Origin of the sequence: Neisseria mucosa (genome assembly GCF_003044445.1) — a bacterium.
GTDB lineage: Bacteria > Pseudomonadota > Gammaproteobacteria > Burkholderiales > Neisseriaceae > Neisseria > Neisseria mucosa_A.
Genome location: NZ_POWX01000015.1, coordinates 33,411 through 53,179 on the forward strand (window position 1 = coordinate 33,411; position 19,769 = coordinate 53,179).

Here is a 19,769-nt window from a genome sequence, read left to right on the forward strand (position 1 = left end):
GGTGTTCTCTTGTATTTTGGGTTTCAGACGACTTTTTGTGTCGGAGGTCGTCTGAAAAATGGGAATGGGGGATATTATAAGGGATATGGGGGATGTGCGCCCGTTTCTCTGTCCGACTTGATTTTTTGCCTGATTTTTTGTGAAAACAGCCGTCCTGAAATCGCGGTTTCGGACGGCTGTCTGCTTTTTTGGGATTATTTGGCTGTTTTTTGTTCTTCACGCACTTTGTCTGCAAGCAGGTCTATGGTTTTCATACCTGATTCCCAGTCGGCAAATTCGACTTTGTATTTGCCGCCGACGATAACGGTCGGGGTGCCGTCGATTTTGTACGTATTGGTCAGCTCCGCCATTTTGTCGGCACGCGTTTGGCTTTCGGGAGATTCGTAGGCAGCGAGGACTTTTTTGCCGTCAAAAGCGGTTTGCTCGTTCAACCATTTTTTGAGGACTTCCGGGTCTTGCAGTTTGATTTGCTGGTTGACCATGGCATCAAAAATATGGCTGTTTGCAATGTCTTTGGTGTCGGCGACCGCCATATCGACAGCGGCAGCGAGGCGCGCCAATGGTTTCATCTCATCACCCCAGACGACGTGTTCGGTGCGAAGGTAGGTGTCGTCTTTGAATGTTTTGGCGTGTTTGCTCAAAACGGGCTCGAGGTGGGCGCAGTGTGGACAGAAGTAGCCGAAAAATTCGAGGACTTCGACTTTGCCTGCCTGCTGTTGGGGAATAGGCGTGCTGAGTGTGGTGTAGTTAAGCCCCTCAACTAAAGCGACAGGTGCAGCGGAAGCTGCTGAGGCTGCGGGCGCGCTGTCGGCAGGGACGCTGGTTTGGGCTTTGTTGTCGCAGGCGGCCAGGGCAAGCAGGGCTGCGGTTAGCACCAAGGCTTTCAGTTTCATGTTTACTCCGTGATAGTTTGGTTAAATGGGAGATTTTATTGCATTTTGGCAGTTTAATATATGGTTTGATGCGAAAAAGACGGTTTCATGTAGGGAAATGATGGTTTCAGACGATGTTGAAAGAGGTCGTCTGAAAAAAGTGTTCTATTCAATTCTGTCGTACAATACGCGCTTTCAGACGACGTTTGGACTTTTGAAGGAATAAAACGGATGAATTTGTTAGGGGCTTTGGCCAAGGTCGGTAGTTTGACGATGGTGTCGCGCATACTTGGATTTGTGCGCGATACGGTAATCGCCCGTGCGTTTGGTGCAGGTATGGCGACCGACGCCTTTTTTGTGGCGTTCAAACTGCCGAACCTGCTGCGCCGCGTATTTGCGGAAGGGGCGTTTGCACAGGCTTTCGTGCCGATTTTGGCGGAATATAAGGAAACGCGTTCGAAAGAGGCGACGGAGGCGTTTATTCGCCATGTGGCGGGGATGCTGTCGTTTGTCTTAGTCATCGTTACCGCGCTGGGCATTCTTGCCGCGCCTTGGGTGATTTGGATTTCCGCGCCCGGTTTTGCCAAGGAGGTGGACAAATTTCAGCTTTCCATCGATTTGCTGCGGATTACGTTTCCTTATATCTTGTTGATTTCGTTGTCTTCCTTTGTAGGTTCGATACTGAATTCTTATCATAAGTTCAGCATTCCTGCGTTTACGCCGACGTTTTTAAACATCTCTTTTATCGTCTTTTCGCTGTATTTCATACCGTATTTTGATCCGCCCGTTACTGCGCTGGCTTGGGCGGTCTTTGTCGGTGGTATTTTGCAGCTTGGCTTTCAGCTCCCTTGGTTGGCGAAACTGGGCTTTTTGAAACTACCCAAACTGAATTTTAAAGATGCGGCGGTCAACCGCGTGATGAAACAGATGGCGCCTGCGATTTTGGGTGTGAGCGTGGCGCAGATTTCTTTGGTTATCAACACGATTTTTGCTTCTTATCTGCAATCGGGCAGCGTTTCGTGGATGTATTACGCCGACCGCCTGATGGAATTACCCAGCGGCGTTTTGGGGGCTGCGCTCGGTACGATTTTGCTGCCGACTTTGTCCAAACATGCCGCCAATCAGAATACGGAGCAGTTTTCCGGACTGCTCGACTGGGGTTTGCGCCTATGCATGTTGCTGACCCTGCCGGCGGCGGTCGGGCTGGCGGTGTTGTCGTTCCCGTTGGTGGCGACGCTGTTTATGTACCGAGAATTTACGCTGTTTGACGCGCAGATGACGCAACATGCGCTGATTGCCTATTCTTTTGGTTTGATCGGCTTAATCATGATTAAAGTGTTGGCACCCGGTTTCTATGCGCGGCAAAACATCAAAACGCCCGTCAAAATTGCCATCTTTACGCTTATCTGCACGCAGTTGATGAACCTTGCCTTTATTGGTCCTTTGAAACACGTCGGGCTTTCGCTTGCCATCGGTTTGGGCGCGTGTATCAATGCGGGATTGCTGTTTTACCTGTTGCGCAAACACGGTATTTACCAACCTGGTAAAGGGTGGGGGAGTTTTCTAAGTAAAATGCTGCTGTCGCTTGCCGTGATGGGTGGCGGATTGTGGGCGGCGCAGGCTTACCTGCCGTTTGAGTGGGTGCATGTCGGCGGTTTGCGCAAAGCAGGGCAGTTGTGCATCCTGATTGCGATAGGCGGCGGTTTGTATTTCGTTTCGTTGGCTGCGATGGGTTTTAGACCGAGAGATTTCAAACGGGTGGAAACGCATTGAACCAGAAGCATGGAAAGGTCGTCTGAAAACCGGATGCATAGGTTGGAAAGCTTGTCCCTTATTTCCTAGATGGTATGTTATAAAAATTATTAGCGTCTTTAATATTAAACTTGAAACTTAAATACGCGGTGAATGTCTATCTTTAATCGGTTAACCTTCTCAGCAGGATGCAGATTTATGTCGATAACAGTTTCACTCATCGTCCCCGTCTATAATGGAGGAAAATTTGCGGCAGGTTTGTGCCGTCATTTTGCAGGTCTGCATAAGGCTGTCGAAGAGATGGAATTTATTGTTGTAAACGACGGCTCTACCGATGATACCTCGGCTCAGTTCAGGCAGTTTTTCAATGAACATCCCGAATTGCAGGCGCAGTTGATTGATACGCCCAACGGCGGAGTCAGCAGGGCGCGCAATATCGGTTTGTCTAAAGTGCGCGGGGAGTATGTGATGTTTATGGATCACGACGACAATATTGATCCGCCGCTTTTGACAGGTTTGGTTGAAAAAATGAAGCGTTCCGATGCGGATATGCTCCAATTCAATGTCGATGCGCGCTATCCCGCCAATGAAGACGAGGTTATCGGTTTGGCGGATTATATGGACCGCTATCCGTTTTGGTCGTGCGTTTGGTCGTATATCTACAAACGCAGCCTGTTGGAAAAAGCGGGGCTGAAATTTATCGAAGGCATGAAATATTTGGAAGACGGCGTATTTTTGACCGAGTATTTTTTGCAATGCCAAACCGTCATTGCCAGCAATACCGTTGTTTATGATTATGTCGACAACCCCGAATCCGCCATGCGCAGCAAGCGTACGCCCGAGCAGACGAAGAAATACCTCGACGACATCGGTTTGGCAGTAAGGGAATATACGCGCCTGCTCGCCACACCGGGACAGCCGCCTAAAGTTGTCCGCAGGTTATTGGAAATACGGGATTCCTTCCAATTCATCCATTTGGTTTCGATGCTTAAAAGCGGTGTTTCTACGGACGAACTGTTCCGCAGGCTGGAAGAAAACGGCTACGATTTCCGAATGGCGGGCTATCCCAGCAAATTCAACCGCCGCCGCGACGTACGCCTTTTGTGCCATGTATTCCGCAGCCGTTTGTTGTTAAAGCTTCTGGCAGCTTCCAAGATAATGGCAAAAGATTGACAGACTCAAAAAGGTCGTCTGAAAACCAATACAGGTTTTCAGACGACCTTTTGTCAAAGTAGGGTAGGGAGTTAAACTGGCGTATCTTTCAATTCCGCGCCCAAATCCTTCAAACGTTGCAATACTTCGTCCCATGCTTTGTCCAAATCGCGGCACGCTTCGCCTTCCGCTTTGATGCCGAACTCGATATGCGGTTTGACCGTCGTTCCGTCCGCATTTTGCCAGCCGACGCTGGGCAGGCTGTAAGAGCGTACGCCCGGGTAGGTGCGTTCGACGTATTCCATAATCGGCGCGACGCGCGATTCGGGTTGTCCGAACACATACACGCTGCGGCTGCCGCGTTCGGTTTGGTTGAAACGGTCGGCGTAATAAGTATCCAAAACCCATTCCGCCATCGGGTGCGCCATCACGGGGAAGCCGGGGAAGAAATAATGTTCGTGGATGGAAAATCCGGCGATGTTGTTGAACGGGTTGGGTACAAGCTTAGCGCCTGCGGGAAAATCCGCCATTTTTAGGCGTTGGGCGTGTTCGGGAGCGTCGAGCGGCTCGCCGCGTTTAAGGGTAACGGCTTCGATGAACTTGGCGGCTTCGGGATGGCGGACGACGGGCAAATCCAAAGCGGCGGCGGCAGCTTGACGGGTATGGTCGTCGGGCGTGGAGCCGATGCCGCCGGTAACGAAGGTCGGCAGGCCGTCTGAAAAGCTGCAGCGCAGTTGCCGAACCAGCAAATCGGGTTCGTCGGGCAGGTATTGCACCTGATTGAGCTTCAGCCCGCGCGATTCCAGCAGGGATTTGAAAAAGGCGAAATGCTTGTCTTGGCGGCTACCGTGCAGGATTTCGTCGCCGATGATGATGAGGTTGAAAGCGTTCATGGATAGGTTTTCTTTACCGATGCCGTCTGAAAATGTTGATGGCGCTGTAATTTATTCCCTCTCCCGTGGGAGAGGGTTAGGGAGAGGGCTGGGCTTGAGTTTTTCAGGCAACGTTTGCTTAAGGGCTGCTGTCTGCACCCTCTCCCCAACCCTCCCCCGCAGGGGAGGGAGTCGGATTGCGGATGGCGTAAAGGTCGTCTGAAAAGATTTTCAGCGAAACGGGCAAGGCTCATTTTCAGACGACCTTGACGGCTGACAATGTGTTCTATTTATAAGATAATGAACTCCATTTTTCAAGTCCAAAGGATTCCCCCATGAGCCAAAACAATACTATCCTGCAACACCTCCCCGTCGGTCAAAAAGTCGGCATCGCCTTCTCCGGCGGCCTCGATACCTCCGCCGCGCTGTTGTGGATGAAACTCAAAGGCGCGCTGCCTTACGCCTACACTGCCAACCTCGGTCAGCCCGACGAAGACGACTACAACGCCATCCCCAAAAAAGCGATGGAATACGGCGCGGAAAACGCCCGCCTGATCGACTGCCGCGCGCAGTTGGCACATGAGGGCATCGCCGCCATCCAATGCGGCGCGTTCCACGTTTCCACCGGCGGCATCGCCTATTTCAACACCACGCCTCTGGGCCGCGCCGTTACCGGTACCATGCTCGTTTCCGCCATGAAGGAAGACGACGTCAACATCTGGGGCGACGGCAGCACCTACAAAGGCAACGACATCGAGCGTTTCTACCGCTACGGCCTCTTGACCAATCCCGCGCTGAAAATCTACAAACCCTGGCTCGACCAACAATTTATCGACGAACTCGGCGGCCGCCACGAAATGAGCGAATTTCTGATTGCCAACGGTTTCAACTACAAAATGTCGGTTGAAAAAGCCTATTCCACCGACTCCAATATGCTCGGCGCGACGCATGAAGCCAAAGATTTGGAATTCCTCAACAGCGGCATCAAAATCGTCAAACCCATCATGGGCGTTGCCTTCTGGGACGAAAGCGTCGAAGTCAAACCCGAAGAAGTCAGCGTACGCTTTGAAGAAGGCGTGCCCGTTGCACTGAACGGCAAAGAATACGCCGACCCCGTCGAACTCTTCCTCGAAGCCAACCGCATCGGCGGCCGCCACGGCTTGGGCATGAGCGACCAAATCGAAAACCGCATCATCGAAGCCAAATCGCGCGGCATCTACGAAGCCCCGGGCATGGCATTGTTCCACATCGCCTACGAACGCTTGGTTACCGGCATCCACAACGAAGACACCATCGAACAATACCGCATCAACGGCCTGCGCCTCGGCCGCCTGCTCTACCAAGGCCGCTGGTTCGACAGCCAAGCCCTCATGTTGCGCGAAACCGCCCAACGCTGGGTCGCCAAAGCCATTACCGGCGAAGTAACCCTCGAACTGCGCCGCGGCAACGACTACTCGATTCTGAACACCGAATCGCCCAACCTGACCTACCAACCGGAACGCTTGAGCATGGAAAAAGTCGAAGACGCCGCGTTCACCCCGCTCGATCGCATCGGCCAGCTCACCATGCGCAACCTCGACATCACCGACACCCGCGCCAAACTCGGCATCTACTCGCAAAGCGGCTTGTTGTCGCTGGGCGAAGGTTCGGTATTGCCGCAGTTGGGCAATAAGAAATAAGGTTTGCAGTTTTGCATCATTGGCAACTTAAGGGGTCGTCTGAAAAGATGATCCCTTGTAAAAGGAATCCCATGAAAGAATACAAAGTCGTCATTTATCAAGAAAACCTGCTGTCCAGCCTGTTTTTCGGCGCAGCCAAAGTCAATCCCGTCAAATTCAGCGCGTTCCTCAACAGCCAAACTCCCGAAGGTTGGCGTGTCGTAACCATGGAAAAAGACCAACGCCGTATGCTCTTATTTTTCAGACGTGAAGCCTACGTCGTCATTTTGGAGCGGGAACGTGTTTAAGCTCAGCGTTTATGCCTGTCTCGGGCTGTTTGTCGGCTGGGTGTTGCTGCTGATTCTGCAACTTTGGTTTTCTTTTATCGAGGCAGAATTATTCTTCAAAATTACCCTGACCATGGCGGGGTTGTTTGTCATCATCCTCGCTGCCTTGCTGGTGTGCAGTCAGTATTTTTCCGAAAAGAAAATGAAAGACGACGGGTTTATCAACTGATGCGGCTCCGGACAAAACCTGCATCCAAACCATAATAGGTCGTCTGAAAAACCGTTTTCAGACGACCCCACCTTTTCCTCAAATCATTTGAAATCATGAAATTCTTCACACACTTTTATCTTGAAAACCATATGTATTTCAACGACTACTTGAAATACGTCCTCATTTTCGCCGCGCTCGTCGTCCTGCTGCTCGCCGTATCGCAATACCTGCGCCACCGCATGGACACCAAATACCGCGACCTGAGCATTATTGCCCTGCTGCTGCTCATCCTCATCAGCGGCATCCAATACCTCTCATACAGCGAACGCCAAAACTTCGCCGCCGACAACTCGCGCATGGTCGGTTTTCTCAATACCCTGATTGAAAACCAAAAAGTGGAAAAGCGCGACATCAGCGTCAACAGCACGCACCTATACAACGGCATGATCGTCGGCATCAAAAACCAATACTACGAAGTCCATTTCAATCAAGACTTCTCCGCCTACACCCTGACCCCCATCAATCTGGTCAACAACAACATCGAACTTATCGACAAAGAATAACAGGACACACTCATGGAAGCATACTCCCTCCTTGCCCTCAAACTCCTTATGGGCATTTTAGGTTTGGTTTTGCAAATCAACCTTTTAGGTAAAGGCAACCTCGCCCCCACCTCCGCCATGGATCAAGTGCAAAACTATGTTCTCGGCGGCATCATCGGCGGCGTGATTTACAGCGACAGCGTCGGGCTTTTACAGTTTTTCCTCGTGCTGATTTTGTGGACGCTGTTGGTCTTGAGTCTGAAATTCATCAAAAACCACAACCGCTGGGTCAAATCCATCATTGACGGGAAGTCCGTCTGGGTTATTGTCAACGGCGAAATCCAAACCGAAGAATGTATGAAAAACGGCATCAGCGCACACGACCTGATGTTTAAGCTCCGTGCCGCCGGTATCTACGAAATCTCTGCCGTCAAACGCGCCGTCATGGAGCAAAACGGCCAGTTCACCGTCATTCAGTACGGCGACGAAAGCCTACGCTATCCGCTGATTACAGACGGCCAAGTCGACCCCGACATCCTCGAAATCATTAAGCGTGATGAAGAGTGGCTACAACAAGAGCTTGACCGCCTCCACCTTGAAGCCTCGCAAGTCTATATCGGCGAATACATAGACGGAAAATTGGTGGCACACCCTTATCCTTGATTGTGAAAGTGAAGGTTGTGTTTGGGTAAGGTTTATTCGCAATAAACCTACCGTTGATCCAATGCCCAAATATAGTCAAAAGAAAAAAGGTCGTCTGAAAACTGAATTTCAGACGACCTTTGCGTTTCTGCGTCCTGCGTTAGAACGATTTCACCAGCGACAGACCGACTTCGTTTTGCTTGTAGCTGTACAGCCAGTCGGTGTTGCCGTGGACGCGGCGGTGTTTGTAGCTGAGGACGGGCTTGAGGCCGGCGAATTTCCAGCGGTCCGCGCCTATGCTGAGGCGGTAGGTTTGTTCTTTGTCGCGGCGGCGTTGTTCGAGGACGGCATTTTCTTCGCGGTGGCTGCGGATGCCGAAGGCGGCAGAGGCGGAGGCGTCGAAGCCGGCTTCAAACATTTTTGCGGCACCCAGCCGTGCGGAGATTTGGCGGTAACTGTCCACGGGCTCTTTGGCTTTGCGCTGCTGCCAGTCTATGCCGCCGTAGAGCATGAGGTCGTTGCGCGGGAAGTAGGACAGGGTGTTGTAAACGGAGAAGAGGCTGCCGTCGAGCAGGCGGGTTTTGTCGGAATAGGAGAGGTGTTTCCACTCGGCTTCGGTGTTCCACGTCCAACTGCCTTTGTCGAGGTTCCACTCGCTGCGCACGCCGTAGGCGCGGTTGAGGGTTTTGCCGCCGCTGCCGTTCCATTCGACGAGCGGGGCGAGGGCGAAGGTGTGGCGGTGGTTTTCAAACTGATAACCGGCGCTGAGGTTGAGCGTGTGTTCGTTGAAGTCTTTATGGTCGCGGTAGAAGCGGCCGTAGCCGAGCGCGCGGGCGGCGATGCCGTGATGTCCTTTAATCTGCCAGCGGCGGACGGCGGCGGCTTCGTATTTGATGCCGTTGGCGGAAATGGGTTGGTCGCCTGAAAATTCTTCCCAGCATTCGCCGTCGATTTCGGTTTTACACCACGTTTTGCCGCTGGCTTCGTTGATGTTGCTGTTGTGGACGGCGCCGACGGAAAGGCTGCCCTGCCAGCTTTGGCGTTGGTTTAAGGAATCGCGGAAATGGCCGATGTTTTCTTTGACGGCTTCGGGCAGGTCTTCGTTTTGCAGGCGCATAAATTCGGAAGTGGCTTCGCGGTTCAGACGACCTTCAAAGAGCAGGCGGGCGTAATCAAGCCGTCCGCGCGTGAAGTCGGGGTGGCGTTGCAGCAGGGTTTCGTAGTCTTGTTTGGCATCTTTCCACCTGCCTTCGCCGCGGGCGAGCGAGGCACGGGCAAAGAGGGCGATGTCGGGGTCGTATTCGGTTTGCTGGGTATAACGCTCAAGCAGCGGGCGTACGGTTTGCCAGTCGCTGCGGTTGACGGCGTTAAACAGGGCTTCGCCTTGGTCGGCTTCGGGATCGGTTTCGGCTGCCTGCCCGATGTGTTCAGCGGGAATGTCGAGGCGGTATTCGCGCACTTTTTGTTCCTGTTCCTGCATGGTTTGGCGGGTGTCCTGCCACAGGCGTTGCGCGGTACGGTCGTCTGAAAAGTCAGAACGGGGCGCGGCAAGGACGGGGGCGGCGAGAAACAGGAGAAGGCAGGCAGACGGTCTGTACATGGTGTCGGCTTTCCGGTCGGCGGTTTCAGACGACCTTGAGAAGGTTGGCGGGCTGGTGTTTAAAAAAGCCTGCGTGAAGCAGGCTTTCATTTTACTTAACTACGGATTTTAGCGTTTCACACCGCCGAATGCCGTATCCAAGTTGCGGTCGGTTTTAAATTTGGCAACACCGGCCAGCGCGCTTGCGTTGTGACCGAAGAAGTGGCCTTCGGTTTTACCGAAGTGGCCGTTGGCGCGGGCGTAGCCTTCAAACGATGCGCTGGACGGTTTGATGCGGGAATGGATGTCCATCTGTACAGCGTTGTTTTTCATAGAACCTGCCAAGACGCGTTGACCGAAGTCTGCGCGCAAAGTACCGACCATCGGGTTGTTGCCGGTGTAGTTGTTGATACCTTTGACTGCGTAGTTGGCTACACCGGATACCGGCATAGAAGTAGCGCGTTTGTCGCCGGAGTAGAAAACGCCGCGGTTGGTGCCTTTGGCGTATTCTTTGCCGACCCACTCGCCGTAGTACACTTCAGAGCCGCCGCTCTTGATGGTGTTGAATGCATAGCGGCCGAGGTTTTGACGGGTGCGTGCGTCGTTAACCTGTACGGTTTTCACGCCGTTGCGGTCTACATTGCCGGGCATGCGGTTGACGTTGGTGTAGTGCACGCCCGAACGGTAGGCAGCGTGTTTCATCACTTTTTCGCCTTCGGCTTCAGATGCGGGTTTGCCCCATTTTTTGCCGTATTTGTGGTTTTTGTAACCATAATCAAACGGGTTGTAGTAATCGTTGGCGGCAAATACGCCTGCGCTGAACAAAACGGCCAAAACAGCAGCGGTGGTTTTTTGCAGATTCAGTTTCATGATACGCTCCTTAGGGGAAAACGATGGTTGGGAAATGATGTCCCGTCAGTGTCAGTGTGAGCAGACTATCGTTATGTGAGGAGACTTGTTTTGCTTTTTTCTTGAACATCATTCTAGGCTGGGAGTGTTAGAGGAGAATTAGCGGATGTTTTGGAGAAGGTTGGAATGAGATAAGAATAGGATAAGAATGTTTGTTTTTAGTTAAGAAGTATAGTAAACACGGTTGGCGTTGGTGCATGCCGCAATTTAATCTGTCCTGATATTGAAATGTTTTGGTGATGGATTAATTGAAATGATTTATAGTGGATTAAATTTAAATCAGGACAAGGCGACGAAGCCGCAGACAGTACAAATAGTACGGCAAGGCGAGGCAACGCCGTACTGGTTTAAAGTTAATCCACTATATAAAGAAGAGAAAAGGTCGTCTGAAAATTTCTTTCGGCGGAACCCGCAGAGCTTGTTTCAGACGACTTTTGAAATTGAGAAATAATATCTAGGAAATAGGCAAAAAAATAACCGCCAAAGGCGGTTTGTTTTGGTGGCCAGAGGCGGAATCGAACCGCCGACACACGGATTTTCAATCCGTTGCTCTACCAACTGAGCTATCTGGCCTTCGCTGTTTCGTTGCGAGATGTGCATTAAACCAAAAACGGCGTTTTAACGCAAGGTTTATTTCGATGCGCCGTATATTATTTTTATAAATATATGTTTTATATTGGATTAAAAAAGCAGCGTATTTGGCAGGTTTTCCCCGTTTTTCGCAGCCTTTCCTATAAATAGGCAATACGATAAAATACGCGCTGTCTGAAACACCATCATGAAGGAAGCTGCCATGACCCGTATGGTTCACTGCGTCAAACTCGGCAAAGAGGCCGAAGGTATGAAATTCCCGCCACTGCCCAACGAGCTGGGCAAGCGTATTTTTGAAAATGTGTCCCAAGAGGCTTGGAATGCGTGGACGCGTCATCAAACCATGCTGATTAACGAAAACCGCCTGAGCCTTGCTGACCCGCGCGCGCGCGAATATTTGGCGCAGCAGATGGAGCAGTATTTCTTCGGAGACGGGGCGGATGCTGTTCAGGGCTATGTCCCTCCGCAAGAATAAGCGCAAGCTGTTTTGAATGGCAAAGGTCGTCTGAAACCGAAGTGGGTTTTCAGACGACCTTTTTCTGTTTGACGGGCAATTATGCGCCGAACACTTTCAAACGGTTTTCCACCGGTTCGAAGGCTTTTTCACCGGCAGGCGCTTCGATGCCGCCGATGACCATTTGCGCGCGCAAAAGCCAGCTTTCAGGCAGGTTCCACTCTTTGGCGATGGCGGCGTCGGGCAGCGGGTTATAGTGTTGCAGGTTTGCGCCCACGCCGGCGGCGGCAAGCGTTGTCCAGACGGCGTATTGCGTCATCGCGTTCGCATGGTCCGCCCAAACGGGGAAGTTGGCGGCGTATGAAGGGAACTGCTCTTGCAGGCCTTTGACGACGTTTTGGTCTTCGAAGAACAAAATGGTCGCCGCGCCTGCTTTGAACAGGTTTAATTTTTGCGCAGTCGGCTCGAATTGTTCGGCAGGCACGATGGCGCGCAATGCGTCTTCAACGAATTGCCACACTTTGCCGTGTTCCTCGCCGAAGAGGATGACGACGCGGGTGGATTGCGAGTTGAAGGAAGAAGGCGTGTGTAAGACGGCGTGTTTGACGATTTCGCTGATTTCTTCGTTGCTGATAGGCAGGTTTTTGTTCAGCGCGTAAATGGAGCGGCGGGTTTCTGCCGCTTGTTGTAAGGTTTGATAAGTCATTTTGTTTTTCCTTTGATTTAAGTTTAATCGGTTGGCGGGTTTGGAAATATAGTGGATTAATTTAAACCAGTACGGCGTTGCCTCGCCTTGCCGTACTATTTGTACTGTCTGCGGCTTCGTCGCCTTGTCCTGATTTAAATTAATCCACTATAGATTCGCCAAACCCGCTTTGTTTGTTTTCAGACGACCTTTGGGTAGATCAGGCTTTGTTTTTGCCGAACAAGTTGTCCAATGCCAATGAGCCGCCGCCTGCTGCTGCGAGATAGAGGAACACGAAGCAGAACAAGACTGCCGATTCGCCGCCGTTGGCAAGCGGGAACAGCGCCGAACCTTGGGAGGCGTGTGCCATAAAGTAGGCAGCCGCCATCTGACCGGACAGGATGAAGGCGGCAGGACGGGTAAACAGTCCGAGAATCAACAGGATGCCGCCGACGATTTCCAAAATACCCGCCACCAGCATCAAGCCTTCGGGCGAGCCGCTGCCCATGGCGGTCGGGAAGCCGAAGAATTTTGCCGTACCGTGCAAGAGGAAGAGATAGGCGGTTACGATACGCAAAACGGACAATAAAATAGGTTGGATACGGGCGCAGGTTGCAGACATAAATTACTCCTGATGTTTAAATTTGAAACAAACCGATTACGAAATGCCTCGTACGGCAGGCCACAGTAAATTCAAATAAGATATTCCAACCATCGTTATTCCCGCTCCGCTTGCGCGGGGCGGGAATAACGATATGAGCATTTCCTATTCAAACGCACTTAAAAAAGCAAATCCGACTCCCCCTCCCAAGTGGGAGAAAGCCTGGGAGAGGGTCCAAACCGTCAGATTTGTTTCCTGTAATCTCAAAAGGCTTAATGAAAATTAATCTTATCTGCGCAGTATAGATAATTACTGCCAGTAGATATATACTCCTTTCATTGACGCAACGTTTCCCCAAAAGAAAACATGGATACCCTGTTCAGCCTCAAAGTTTTCCGCCAAGTCGTCCAAAGCGGCAGCTTCACCCGCGCCGCCGAGCAGCTTGATATTTCCACCGCAATGGCGAGCAAACACGTCAGCCATCTGGAAAATTCGATTAAAGCCAAACTGCTGCACCGCAACAGCCGCAACCTCCACCTGACCGAAGCGGGCGAAGAATACTACCGCCAATGCAGCTACGCGCTCGATACGCTCGACACCGCCGCGCAAAAGGCGGCAGGCGGGGCGGACACGCCGCAGGGTATGTTGCGCGTGACCATGCCGCTTTGGTTTGCAGGCAATTTAATCGGCAACTGGCTGGCGGAATACCGCGAACGCTATCCCGAAGTCACGCTCGATTTGGTACTCGACAACCGCCACGTCGATTTGATAGCCGAAGGCTTCGACCTCGCCTTGCGCGTCTCAAAAACCCTGTCTCCGTCGCTTATTGTCAAACCGCTGGCACAAATCCAATTCGTCCTGCTCGCCTCGCCCGACTATCTGGCGAAACACGGCACGCCGCAAACGCCCGAAGAAGCCATGCGCCATCCCGCCATCCTGCCGTCCTACACCGACCAGCGCAATTTGGAAATCACGCATCAAAAAACGGGCGAAAAAAGCATTCTGACGCTTAATCCGGTGATTCTAAGCGACAATACGCTGATGATCCGCGAATTGGTCAGGGCGGGCGCGGGCATCGCCTATCAGCCGCTGTGGTCGGTCAGGCAGGATTTGGCGGAAGGCAGACTGGTCAGCCTGCTGCCAGACTATCGCGTGCGGGTCGATCAATTAAACGCGGTTTATGTGGATAGGGCGTTCTTAAGCGCGAAGGTGCGCAGTTTTATTGATTTTCTGAACGAGAAGATTTCGGCGGAAGGGCAATAAGGTCATCGTCCAAAACTAAAGAGGTCGTCTGAAAACGGAAAACGGTTTCAGACGACCTTTTGTTTGTGTGGCAGTTTATTTGACCTGCTGCATGTATTTTTTCAGACGACCCTTGCTCTGCATGGCGCGGTTTTCCAGTTCGTCCACAACGGCTTGCGCTTTGGCTTTGTTCACCGGTTTGCCGACCTGAATCACACCGCTCATGTTCATCATGCGGTGCGGCGGGCAGGTATAGACGTATACGCCTTCTTTGTCGAGTTTGAGGGTGAAGTCTTTGCCGTCTTCGGAGAGGAAGTCGGCAACGCCGTCGGGCAGGGCTTTGCTTTGCACCCAGTGGCCTTTGTTGGCGGCTTTGAAGGTGACGGTGTCGCCGACTTTGGCGTTGACGTAGCCGGGTTCGAACACCATGCTGCCGTCTTTGCCGTTGTCGAGCATTTTGACTTCGTGGTTGGCGGCGTATGCGCCGAGGGAGGCGGTCAGCATGAGGAGGAAGAGGGATTTTTTCATGGGGGGAGTCCTTTCTAAGGATAAAAAATATGGGACGGGCTGATGAGTCGGAGAGGTAAGTCTTGGGCTTACCGCCCTCTCCCTAACCCTCTTCCGCGGGAGAGGGGATAAGTTGCAGGGAGTTCGCAGGCCGGATGCTCAAATCCGACATTTCAGGAGCGGTTAAGTTACGCCGTCTGCCGCATCGGGCGGATAACGGGCAGGCCTTTGCTGTCGTATAAAAGTTCGATGTCCACTTTATACAGCCTGCCTATCATGTCCGCCTGCAACACGTCCTGCGGCGCGCCCTGCGCCTGTACTTTGCCTTCGCCGAGCAGAATCACGCCGTCTGAAAACTGCGCGGCGAGGCTCAAATCGTGCAAGACCATCAGCGTAACCAGATTGTGTTCGTGCGTGTATTGCACCACGCGCTCCAAGAGGTTCAACTGGTGGTGCATATCCAGCGCACTGACCGGTTCGTCCAGCATCAGGATTTCGGGGCGGCGCAGCATGACTTGGGCAAACATGACGAGCTGCCGCTGTCCGCCGGAAAGCCGCATGACGTCGCGGTGCGCCAGATGGCCGATGCCCAGCTCCGCCATGATACTTGCGGCTTCGTGCAGCAGTTCGTCGCCGACGTGCATGTGCAGCGCGTCCATGCGGCCGAGCAACACGACTTCCAGCGCGGTCAGCGAGGCTTCGGCGGCGGTGTCCTGCGGCATATAGCCTATGCGTTTGCGCCAGCTTTGCAGGTGGATTTTGCTCAACGCTTCGTCGCCGTAGCGGATGGTGCCTTTGTGCGCCACTTCGCCGAAAATCGTTTTCATCAGCGAGGATTTGCCCGTACCGTTCGGGCCGAGCACGGAATAGACTTTGCCTTGTTCCAGCGTCAAATCGATACTGTCGGCGACCACATAATCGCCGCGTCGGATGTGTACGTTTTCCAGTCGGAGCATTTTGGACGACCTTTAAGCAAAGAGGGCGGCAAACCAGTTTTTAATACGTTGCCATAGTGACGGTTCGGCGACGGTTTCGGCTGATGCCGCAACAGTGTCGGCAGCCGCTTGTTTGTTGCAGTCTTCCAAACCGTCGCAACCCAAACGGATAAAGAAAGTACCCTGCGGCTCGACCGGCAGGTATTTACGGTGGAATTCACGGTAGGTCTCTTCCGGATTCACATCGGCAAAGGCTTCGGGATACAACGCTTTGGCGATAAATTGGGCGGATGCCAAATCGGAAAGCGAACGCGAAGCAGTATGGTAAATGCCGAACACACGGCCGTTTCGGACAGCGGGAATTTCCGCCCAACCGGCACGCCGGATGAAACCCTGTAAGCGTTTTTGCGCTTCGGCGGCTTCGATGCCGATGCCCATCGCCATTGCTGCCGGCTGCTTCAGTCCGGCTTCGGTGCCGGAAATGATCACAACGTCGGGCTTGGCGGCAAGAAACTGCTCGGGATTAATCGCCCCCCAGTCTTTGATGAAGGCTGCGGCAATATTGTCGCCGCCCACTGTATCGGCAATCGCACCCCACATATTTTTGCCGAAAGTAAAGCTATGTTCGGCAGGACCCTTGTCTCCGAACTCGATATAGATTTTCGGCTTGGGCTTGCCCGCTTCGGCCACGCGTTTTTGAATGTCGGCCATGCCTTGGGCGTATTCGCCGGCAATCTGCCCTGCACGCTCCGGCGTACCGGCGATTTCGCCGAAAAGTTTGGCACTGGCGGTATGGCGTTCGACCGTTTGCGCATTGAAATCGACCACAACCACCGGAATGCCGGCTTTTTCGAAACGCGGCATTTCTTCTTTCAACGCGTCATACTGCCAATCCGCCAACACCACCACATCGGGTTTCATTGCCAAGGTTTTCTCAAACGAAAATGTACCGGCGTTCACATTGCCGATGTCGCCGATGTTTTGCAGCGAAGGGATTTTGGCGCGGTAGAGCGACCAACTGCCGGAGTTGAATTTCTCCCAAAATTCGCGCGAAATACCGACCACATTGTCAAATTTATCGACACCGGATACGGCAATATAATCAGGATAATAAAAGCCCAGCACCACACGTTTGGCAGGTACATCGACCCGCACTTCGCGCCCGCGTACGTCGGTAAGCGTTTTCACTTCGGCACAAACACCCTGCACGGCAAGACTGAACAAGGCGGCGGTTAAAATACGGCAAATAGGTTTCATTGGTTCTCTCTGTAAAATAAAAAAACAGTTTCAGACGACCCCGTCGCAACAAAAGACCGTCCGAAAAAACTTACCGCTTGGACAATACAATCCAAAAGAAAAACGGTACGCCGACAAACGACGTAACGATGCCCACCGGAAACAGCGCGCCCGGGATAATCACCTTGGACAACACGCTGGCTACCGACAAAAACGCCGCCCCTGCCAGCATCGCGCCGGGCAGGAAGAAACGTTGGTCTTCGCCCAAAAGAATCCGCGCCACATGCGGCGCGACCAGTCCGATAAAGCCGATTACGCCGACGAAACTGATTGCCGTCGCCGTCATCACCGCCACCAACACCAGCGTTTTCAGGCGCAAAAGTTGCAGATTGATACCCAGTCCGACGGCGCGTTCTTCGCCCAAGCGCAGCGCGGTCAGCTTCCACACATCGCGTGAAAGCAGCAGCACGCATACCGCCGTAACCGCCGCCGTAACGATGACCGTTTCCCAAGTTGCTTTGTTCAAACTGCCAAACAGCCAGAACAGAATCTGCTGCGAAATCTCAGGCGCGGCGATAAACTGAATCAGCGACAGAATCGACTGAAACAGAAACAAAAGCGCAATTCCCACCAACACCAGCATCGCCGAATTGAAGCGGCGCGCCGAGGCAAACAAAAACAAGATGCCCGAAGCCAGCATGGTCATCACAAACGCACCAATGGGAACGGCGATCGTTTCAGGCAGCCCGAAACCGCCGAACGCAATCACCACCGACGCGCCCAAACCCGCCGCCGCCGCCAAACCCAGCGTATAAGGGCTGGCCATCGGGTTGTTCAACAGCGTCTGAATTTCCGCGCCGCCGACACCCAAAGCCGCACCGACCACCAAGGCCATTACCGCAATCGGCAGGCGCAGATCCATCACAATCAGGCGGTTCATTTCATCGACTTCAGGCTTGCCCAGCAAAACATTGACTACTTCGCCGACGGGCAGCGTGTCCGTCATCGCCGGACCGGTGGCGATGTCGAATAAGAAGCTGACCGATGCGATGATTAAAAACATCAAAACAATCAACCAACGCTTGCCTTCCAACTTGCGCTGGTTTTTCACAATCTCGGCGACAACCGAATCATTCATTTTTTAAGCCTTTGAAATTAAGGAACAAGGTCGGACATCCATGCCCGACAATCTCTTTTGTCTGTATGCGTTTTGAAGGGTGGTTTTTTTGAAAATCGGGATAACGGCGTTCCAAAAAGCTTTGCCCTCTCCCTAGCCCTCTCCCACGGGGAGAGGGAATCGGATAACTGAAATTCAACTATTGTTGCGATTCCCTGCAATTTGTTCTCTTTCCCACGGAGAGAGGGAATCGGATGACTGAAATCTGACCATTGTTGTGATTCCCTGCAATTTGTTCCCTCTCCCCGTGGGAGAGGGCTAGGGAGAGGGCAAAACAGTCAAATCCACCTGAAGCTCCCTGTTCGGTACGACGGGCAGTCGTAGCGTGGGCTTTGCCCACGAAAACAGAAAACCCCATACCGTTCGCCATCATCTCTGCAAACATTATTTCAGTTATCCGTTCCCTCTCCCCGTGGGAGAGGGCTAGGGAGAGGGCAAAACAGTCAAACCTACCTGAAGCTCTCTGTTCGGCACAACGGAAAGTCGTAGCGTGGGCTTTGCCCACGAAACAGGGATCCCCCATACCGCTTGCCATCATTCCCGTAAACATTACCCGTGGGCAAAACCCACGCTGCTTTCAGACGACCTTCCGCATAAAAAGGTCGTCTGAAACCCGCAAACCAGCCTTACTGCCCTTTCGGATACAGGTAGAACGTACCGTTCGGCACGACAGGCAGGTTTTGGCGGTAGAAGTCGGTATAAGTTTTCTCAGGATTGAAGTCTTTGAACAACTGCGGATAAATCGCTTTGGCCATAAATTGAATCGATGCGCCGTCGGAAAGCGTGCGCGAGTTGGCGTGGTAGGCGGCATAGAGGCGGTTGTTTTTAACCGCAGGCAGGTTCGCCCAGCCGGCGCGTTTGGCAAAACCGGCCAAGCGTTTTTCTGCTTCGGCTTTCGGAATGCCCCAGCCCATCACCATGGCGGTCGGGCTTTTCTTCAATTCGGTTTCGCGGCCGGTAATCACGATGACGTCGGGTTTGGCGGCGAGGACTTTTTCAGGATTGATCGGGCCGTAAAACTCGACCGAAGAAGCGGAAATATTGTTGCCGCCGACCAGTGTCGCCATCGAACCCCACATGCTCTTGCCGAAGGTGACGCTGTGTTCGGCAGGGCCTTTGTTGCCGAACTCGATATACACTTTAGGCTTGGGCAGGTTGGCTTTTTTCACGCGCGCTTGGATGGTGTCGGCGATGCGTTTGTAGTCCGCCGCCAGCTTGTCTGCTTTTTGCTGCTGGCCGGTCAGCGTGCCGATGAGTTTGGTCGATTGGATGTGTTTGGCGACCGTTTGCGCGTTGTAGTCCAGAACCACAATCGGAATGCCCGCTTTGTTGATGCGGGCAAGGTCGGAACCCAAAGCCTTGTACTGCCAGTCCGCCAGAATCAGCAAATCGGGTTTTAGCGCCAATACTTTTTCAACGGAGAACGTGCCGACTTCCACTTCGCCCACATCGGCAAGCTGGTTCAACTTAGGCACGGCCTTACTGAACGCCGCCCAGCTCGGCGGCGCCCAGTCGGACCAAACCGCTTTGGAGAAGCCGACCACATTATTCAGCGCGTCCTTGCCGCCGATGGCCATGTAGTCTTGATAATAAAAACCCAAAACCACGCGTTTGGTGGGCAGGTCGACGGTTACTTTGCGGCCGTTGACATCGGTAAGCTGAACCGGTTTGGCATGGGCGGCAGCAGTGCCGAATGCCAATGCGGCGGCGAGGGCAAGGGAGGAGAAGCGTAAAAGTTTCATTGAGGTAAAATCCTTGTAATAAATAATGCTATATCTAATTTATATATAAATAAGAATCTTTCTTATTTTTAATGCCAGACTAATGGATTTAAAATAAACAGAAAAGTTCCGTTATTCAGGGAA

General features: G+C 52.6%; 20 protein-coding genes, 1 tRNA gene and 1 pseudogene. 10 read left to right on the forward strand and 12 right to left on the reverse strand.

From position 1 onward, the window contains the following. Positions 1–194 precede the first annotated feature (194 nt). Complete coding sequence (locus DBY90_RS09070; RefSeq protein ID WP_070493023.1) at positions 195–893, reverse strand: thiol:disulfide interchange protein DsbA/DsbL; 699 nt, start codon at positions 891–893, stop codon at positions 195–197. Between the two features lie 210 nt (positions 894–1,103). Between DBY90_RS09070 and murJ the strand changes: the two genes are divergently transcribed. Both murJ and DBY90_RS09085 read left to right on the forward strand, forming a co-directional pair. Beyond that, positions 1,104–2,645: a murein biosynthesis integral membrane protein MurJ gene (gene murJ / locus DBY90_RS09080; protein WP_070493020.1), complete on the forward strand. Its 1,542-nt coding sequence runs from the start codon at positions 1,104–1,106 to the stop codon at positions 2,643–2,645. Positions 2,646–2,822: 177 nt separating this feature from the next. After that, positions 2,823–3,797: a glycosyltransferase gene (locus DBY90_RS09085; protein WP_083286765.1), complete on the forward strand. Its 975-nt coding sequence runs from the start codon at positions 2,823–2,825 to the stop codon at positions 3,795–3,797. A 71-nt stretch (positions 3,798–3,868) separates the two neighbouring features. On the opposite strand, the gene DBY90_RS09090 is transcribed toward DBY90_RS09085, so the two are convergent. Then, on the reverse strand, positions 3,869–4,669 hold the full coding sequence (locus DBY90_RS09090; RefSeq protein ID WP_107987050.1) for a competence/damage-inducible protein A: 801 nt from the start codon (positions 4,667–4,669) through the stop codon (positions 3,869–3,871). A gap of 314 nt (positions 4,670–4,983) precedes the next feature. Here DBY90_RS09090 and argG point away from each other — a divergent pair, with 314 nt between their 5' ends. The 5 genes from argG (at position 4,984) to DBY90_RS09115 (ending at position 8,009) form a co-directional block, all read left to right on the forward strand. Further along, complete coding sequence (gene argG / locus DBY90_RS09095) at positions 4,984–6,327, forward strand: argininosuccinate synthase (protein ID WP_107987052.1); 1,344 nt, start codon at positions 4,984–4,986, stop codon at positions 6,325–6,327. A 71-nt stretch (positions 6,328–6,398) separates the two neighbouring features. Then, on the forward strand, positions 6,399–6,614 hold the full coding sequence (locus DBY90_RS09100; protein WP_003765071.1) for a DUF4177 domain-containing protein: 216 nt from the start codon (positions 6,399–6,401) through the stop codon (positions 6,612–6,614). Beyond that, on the forward strand, positions 6,607–6,822 hold the full coding sequence (locus tag DBY90_RS09105) for a hypothetical protein (protein ID WP_107987054.1): 216 nt from the start codon (positions 6,607–6,609) through the stop codon (positions 6,820–6,822). The genes DBY90_RS09100 and DBY90_RS09105 overlap by 8 nt, the downstream gene beginning before the upstream one ends. Positions 6,823–6,917: 95 nt before the next feature. Beyond that, positions 6,918–7,367 carry a DUF3290 family protein gene (locus tag DBY90_RS09110; protein ID WP_003677016.1) on the forward strand — a complete coding sequence of 150 codons (450 nt, stop codon included), beginning with the start codon at positions 6,918–6,920 and terminating at the stop codon, positions 7,365–7,367. Between the two features lie 12 nt (positions 7,368–7,379). Beyond that, on the forward strand, positions 7,380–8,009 hold the full coding sequence (locus tag DBY90_RS09115; protein WP_107987056.1) for a DUF421 domain-containing protein: 630 nt from the start codon (positions 7,380–7,382) through the stop codon (positions 8,007–8,009). Positions 8,010–8,148: 139 nt separating this feature from the next. On the opposite strand, the gene DBY90_RS09120 is transcribed toward DBY90_RS09115, so the two are convergent. Further along, the gene (locus DBY90_RS09120) at positions 8,149–9,588 is read right to left on the reverse strand and encodes a surface lipoprotein assembly modifier (RefSeq protein ID WP_107987058.1); all 1,440 of its coding nucleotides are present in this window, start codon (positions 9,586–9,588) and stop codon (positions 8,149–8,151) included. A gap of 108 nt (positions 9,589–9,696) precedes the next feature. Then, positions 9,697–10,437 carry a Slam-dependent surface lipoprotein gene (locus DBY90_RS09125; protein ID WP_107987060.1) on the reverse strand — a complete coding sequence of 247 codons (741 nt, stop codon included), beginning with the start codon at positions 10,435–10,437 and terminating at the stop codon, positions 9,697–9,699. Between the two features lie 298 nt (positions 10,438–10,735). Here DBY90_RS09125 and DBY90_RS12935 point away from each other — a divergent pair. Beyond that, positions 10,736–10,855 (forward strand): annotated as a pseudogene (locus DBY90_RS12935) (IS5/IS1182 family transposase); the annotation flags it as partial. Positions 10,856–10,973: 118 nt separating this feature from the next. Here DBY90_RS12935 and DBY90_RS09135 read toward each other — a convergent pair. Next, positions 10,974–11,049: transfer RNA gene (locus DBY90_RS09135), tRNA-Phe, on the reverse strand. Positions 11,050–11,269: 220 nt separating this feature from the next. Here DBY90_RS09135 and DBY90_RS09140 point away from each other — a divergent pair. After that, on the forward strand, positions 11,270–11,542 hold the full coding sequence (locus tag DBY90_RS09140; RefSeq protein WP_029609564.1) for an oxidative damage protection protein: 273 nt from the start codon (positions 11,270–11,272) through the stop codon (positions 11,540–11,542). A gap of 79 nt (positions 11,543–11,621) precedes the next feature. Here DBY90_RS09140 and DBY90_RS09145 read toward each other — a convergent pair whose 3' ends face one another. Both DBY90_RS09145 and DBY90_RS09150 read right to left on the reverse strand, forming a co-directional pair. Further along, positions 11,622–12,227, reverse strand: coding sequence for a nitroreductase family protein (locus DBY90_RS09145; protein ID WP_070492992.1), 606 nt, complete (start codon positions 12,225–12,227; stop codon positions 11,622–11,624). 199 nt (positions 12,228–12,426) lie between these two features. Beyond that, positions 12,427–12,828 (reverse strand): DoxX family protein, encoded by a 402-nt coding sequence (locus DBY90_RS09150; protein WP_070492438.1) that lies wholly within the window; start codon positions 12,826–12,828, stop codon positions 12,427–12,429. Positions 12,829–13,173: 345 nt separating this feature from the next. Between DBY90_RS09150 and DBY90_RS09155 the strand changes: the two genes are divergently transcribed. After that, positions 13,174–14,070, forward strand: a complete 897-nt coding sequence (locus tag DBY90_RS09155; RefSeq protein ID WP_070492439.1) for a LysR family transcriptional regulator — start codon at positions 13,174–13,176, stop codon at positions 14,068–14,070. Between the two features lie 75 nt (positions 14,071–14,145). On the opposite strand, the gene DBY90_RS09160 is transcribed toward DBY90_RS09155, so the two are convergent. The 5 genes from DBY90_RS09160 to DBY90_RS09185 form a co-directional block, all read right to left on the reverse strand. After that, complete coding sequence (locus tag DBY90_RS09160) at positions 14,146–14,577, reverse strand: plastocyanin/azurin family copper-binding protein (protein WP_003743313.1); 432 nt, start codon at positions 14,575–14,577, stop codon at positions 14,146–14,148. A 167-nt stretch (positions 14,578–14,744) separates the two neighbouring features. Then, complete coding sequence (locus DBY90_RS09165) at positions 14,745–15,512, reverse strand: ABC transporter ATP-binding protein (protein ID WP_070492440.1); 768 nt, start codon at positions 15,510–15,512, stop codon at positions 14,745–14,747. 12 nt (positions 15,513–15,524) lie between these two features. Next, positions 15,525–16,748, reverse strand: a complete 1,224-nt coding sequence (locus DBY90_RS09170) for an ABC transporter substrate-binding protein (RefSeq protein ID WP_070492441.1) — start codon at positions 16,746–16,748, stop codon at positions 15,525–15,527. A gap of 70 nt (positions 16,749–16,818) precedes the next feature. Next, a complete protein-coding gene (locus DBY90_RS09175) occupies positions 16,819–17,865 on the reverse strand; it encodes a FecCD family ABC transporter permease (protein WP_070492442.1) in 1,047 nt (348 codons plus the stop codon). A gap of 665 nt (positions 17,866–18,530) precedes the next feature. Next, positions 18,531–19,646 (reverse strand): ABC transporter substrate-binding protein, encoded by a 1,116-nt coding sequence (locus DBY90_RS09185; RefSeq protein WP_070492444.1) that lies wholly within the window; start codon positions 19,644–19,646, stop codon positions 18,531–18,533. Positions 19,647–19,769 lie beyond the last annotated feature (123 nt).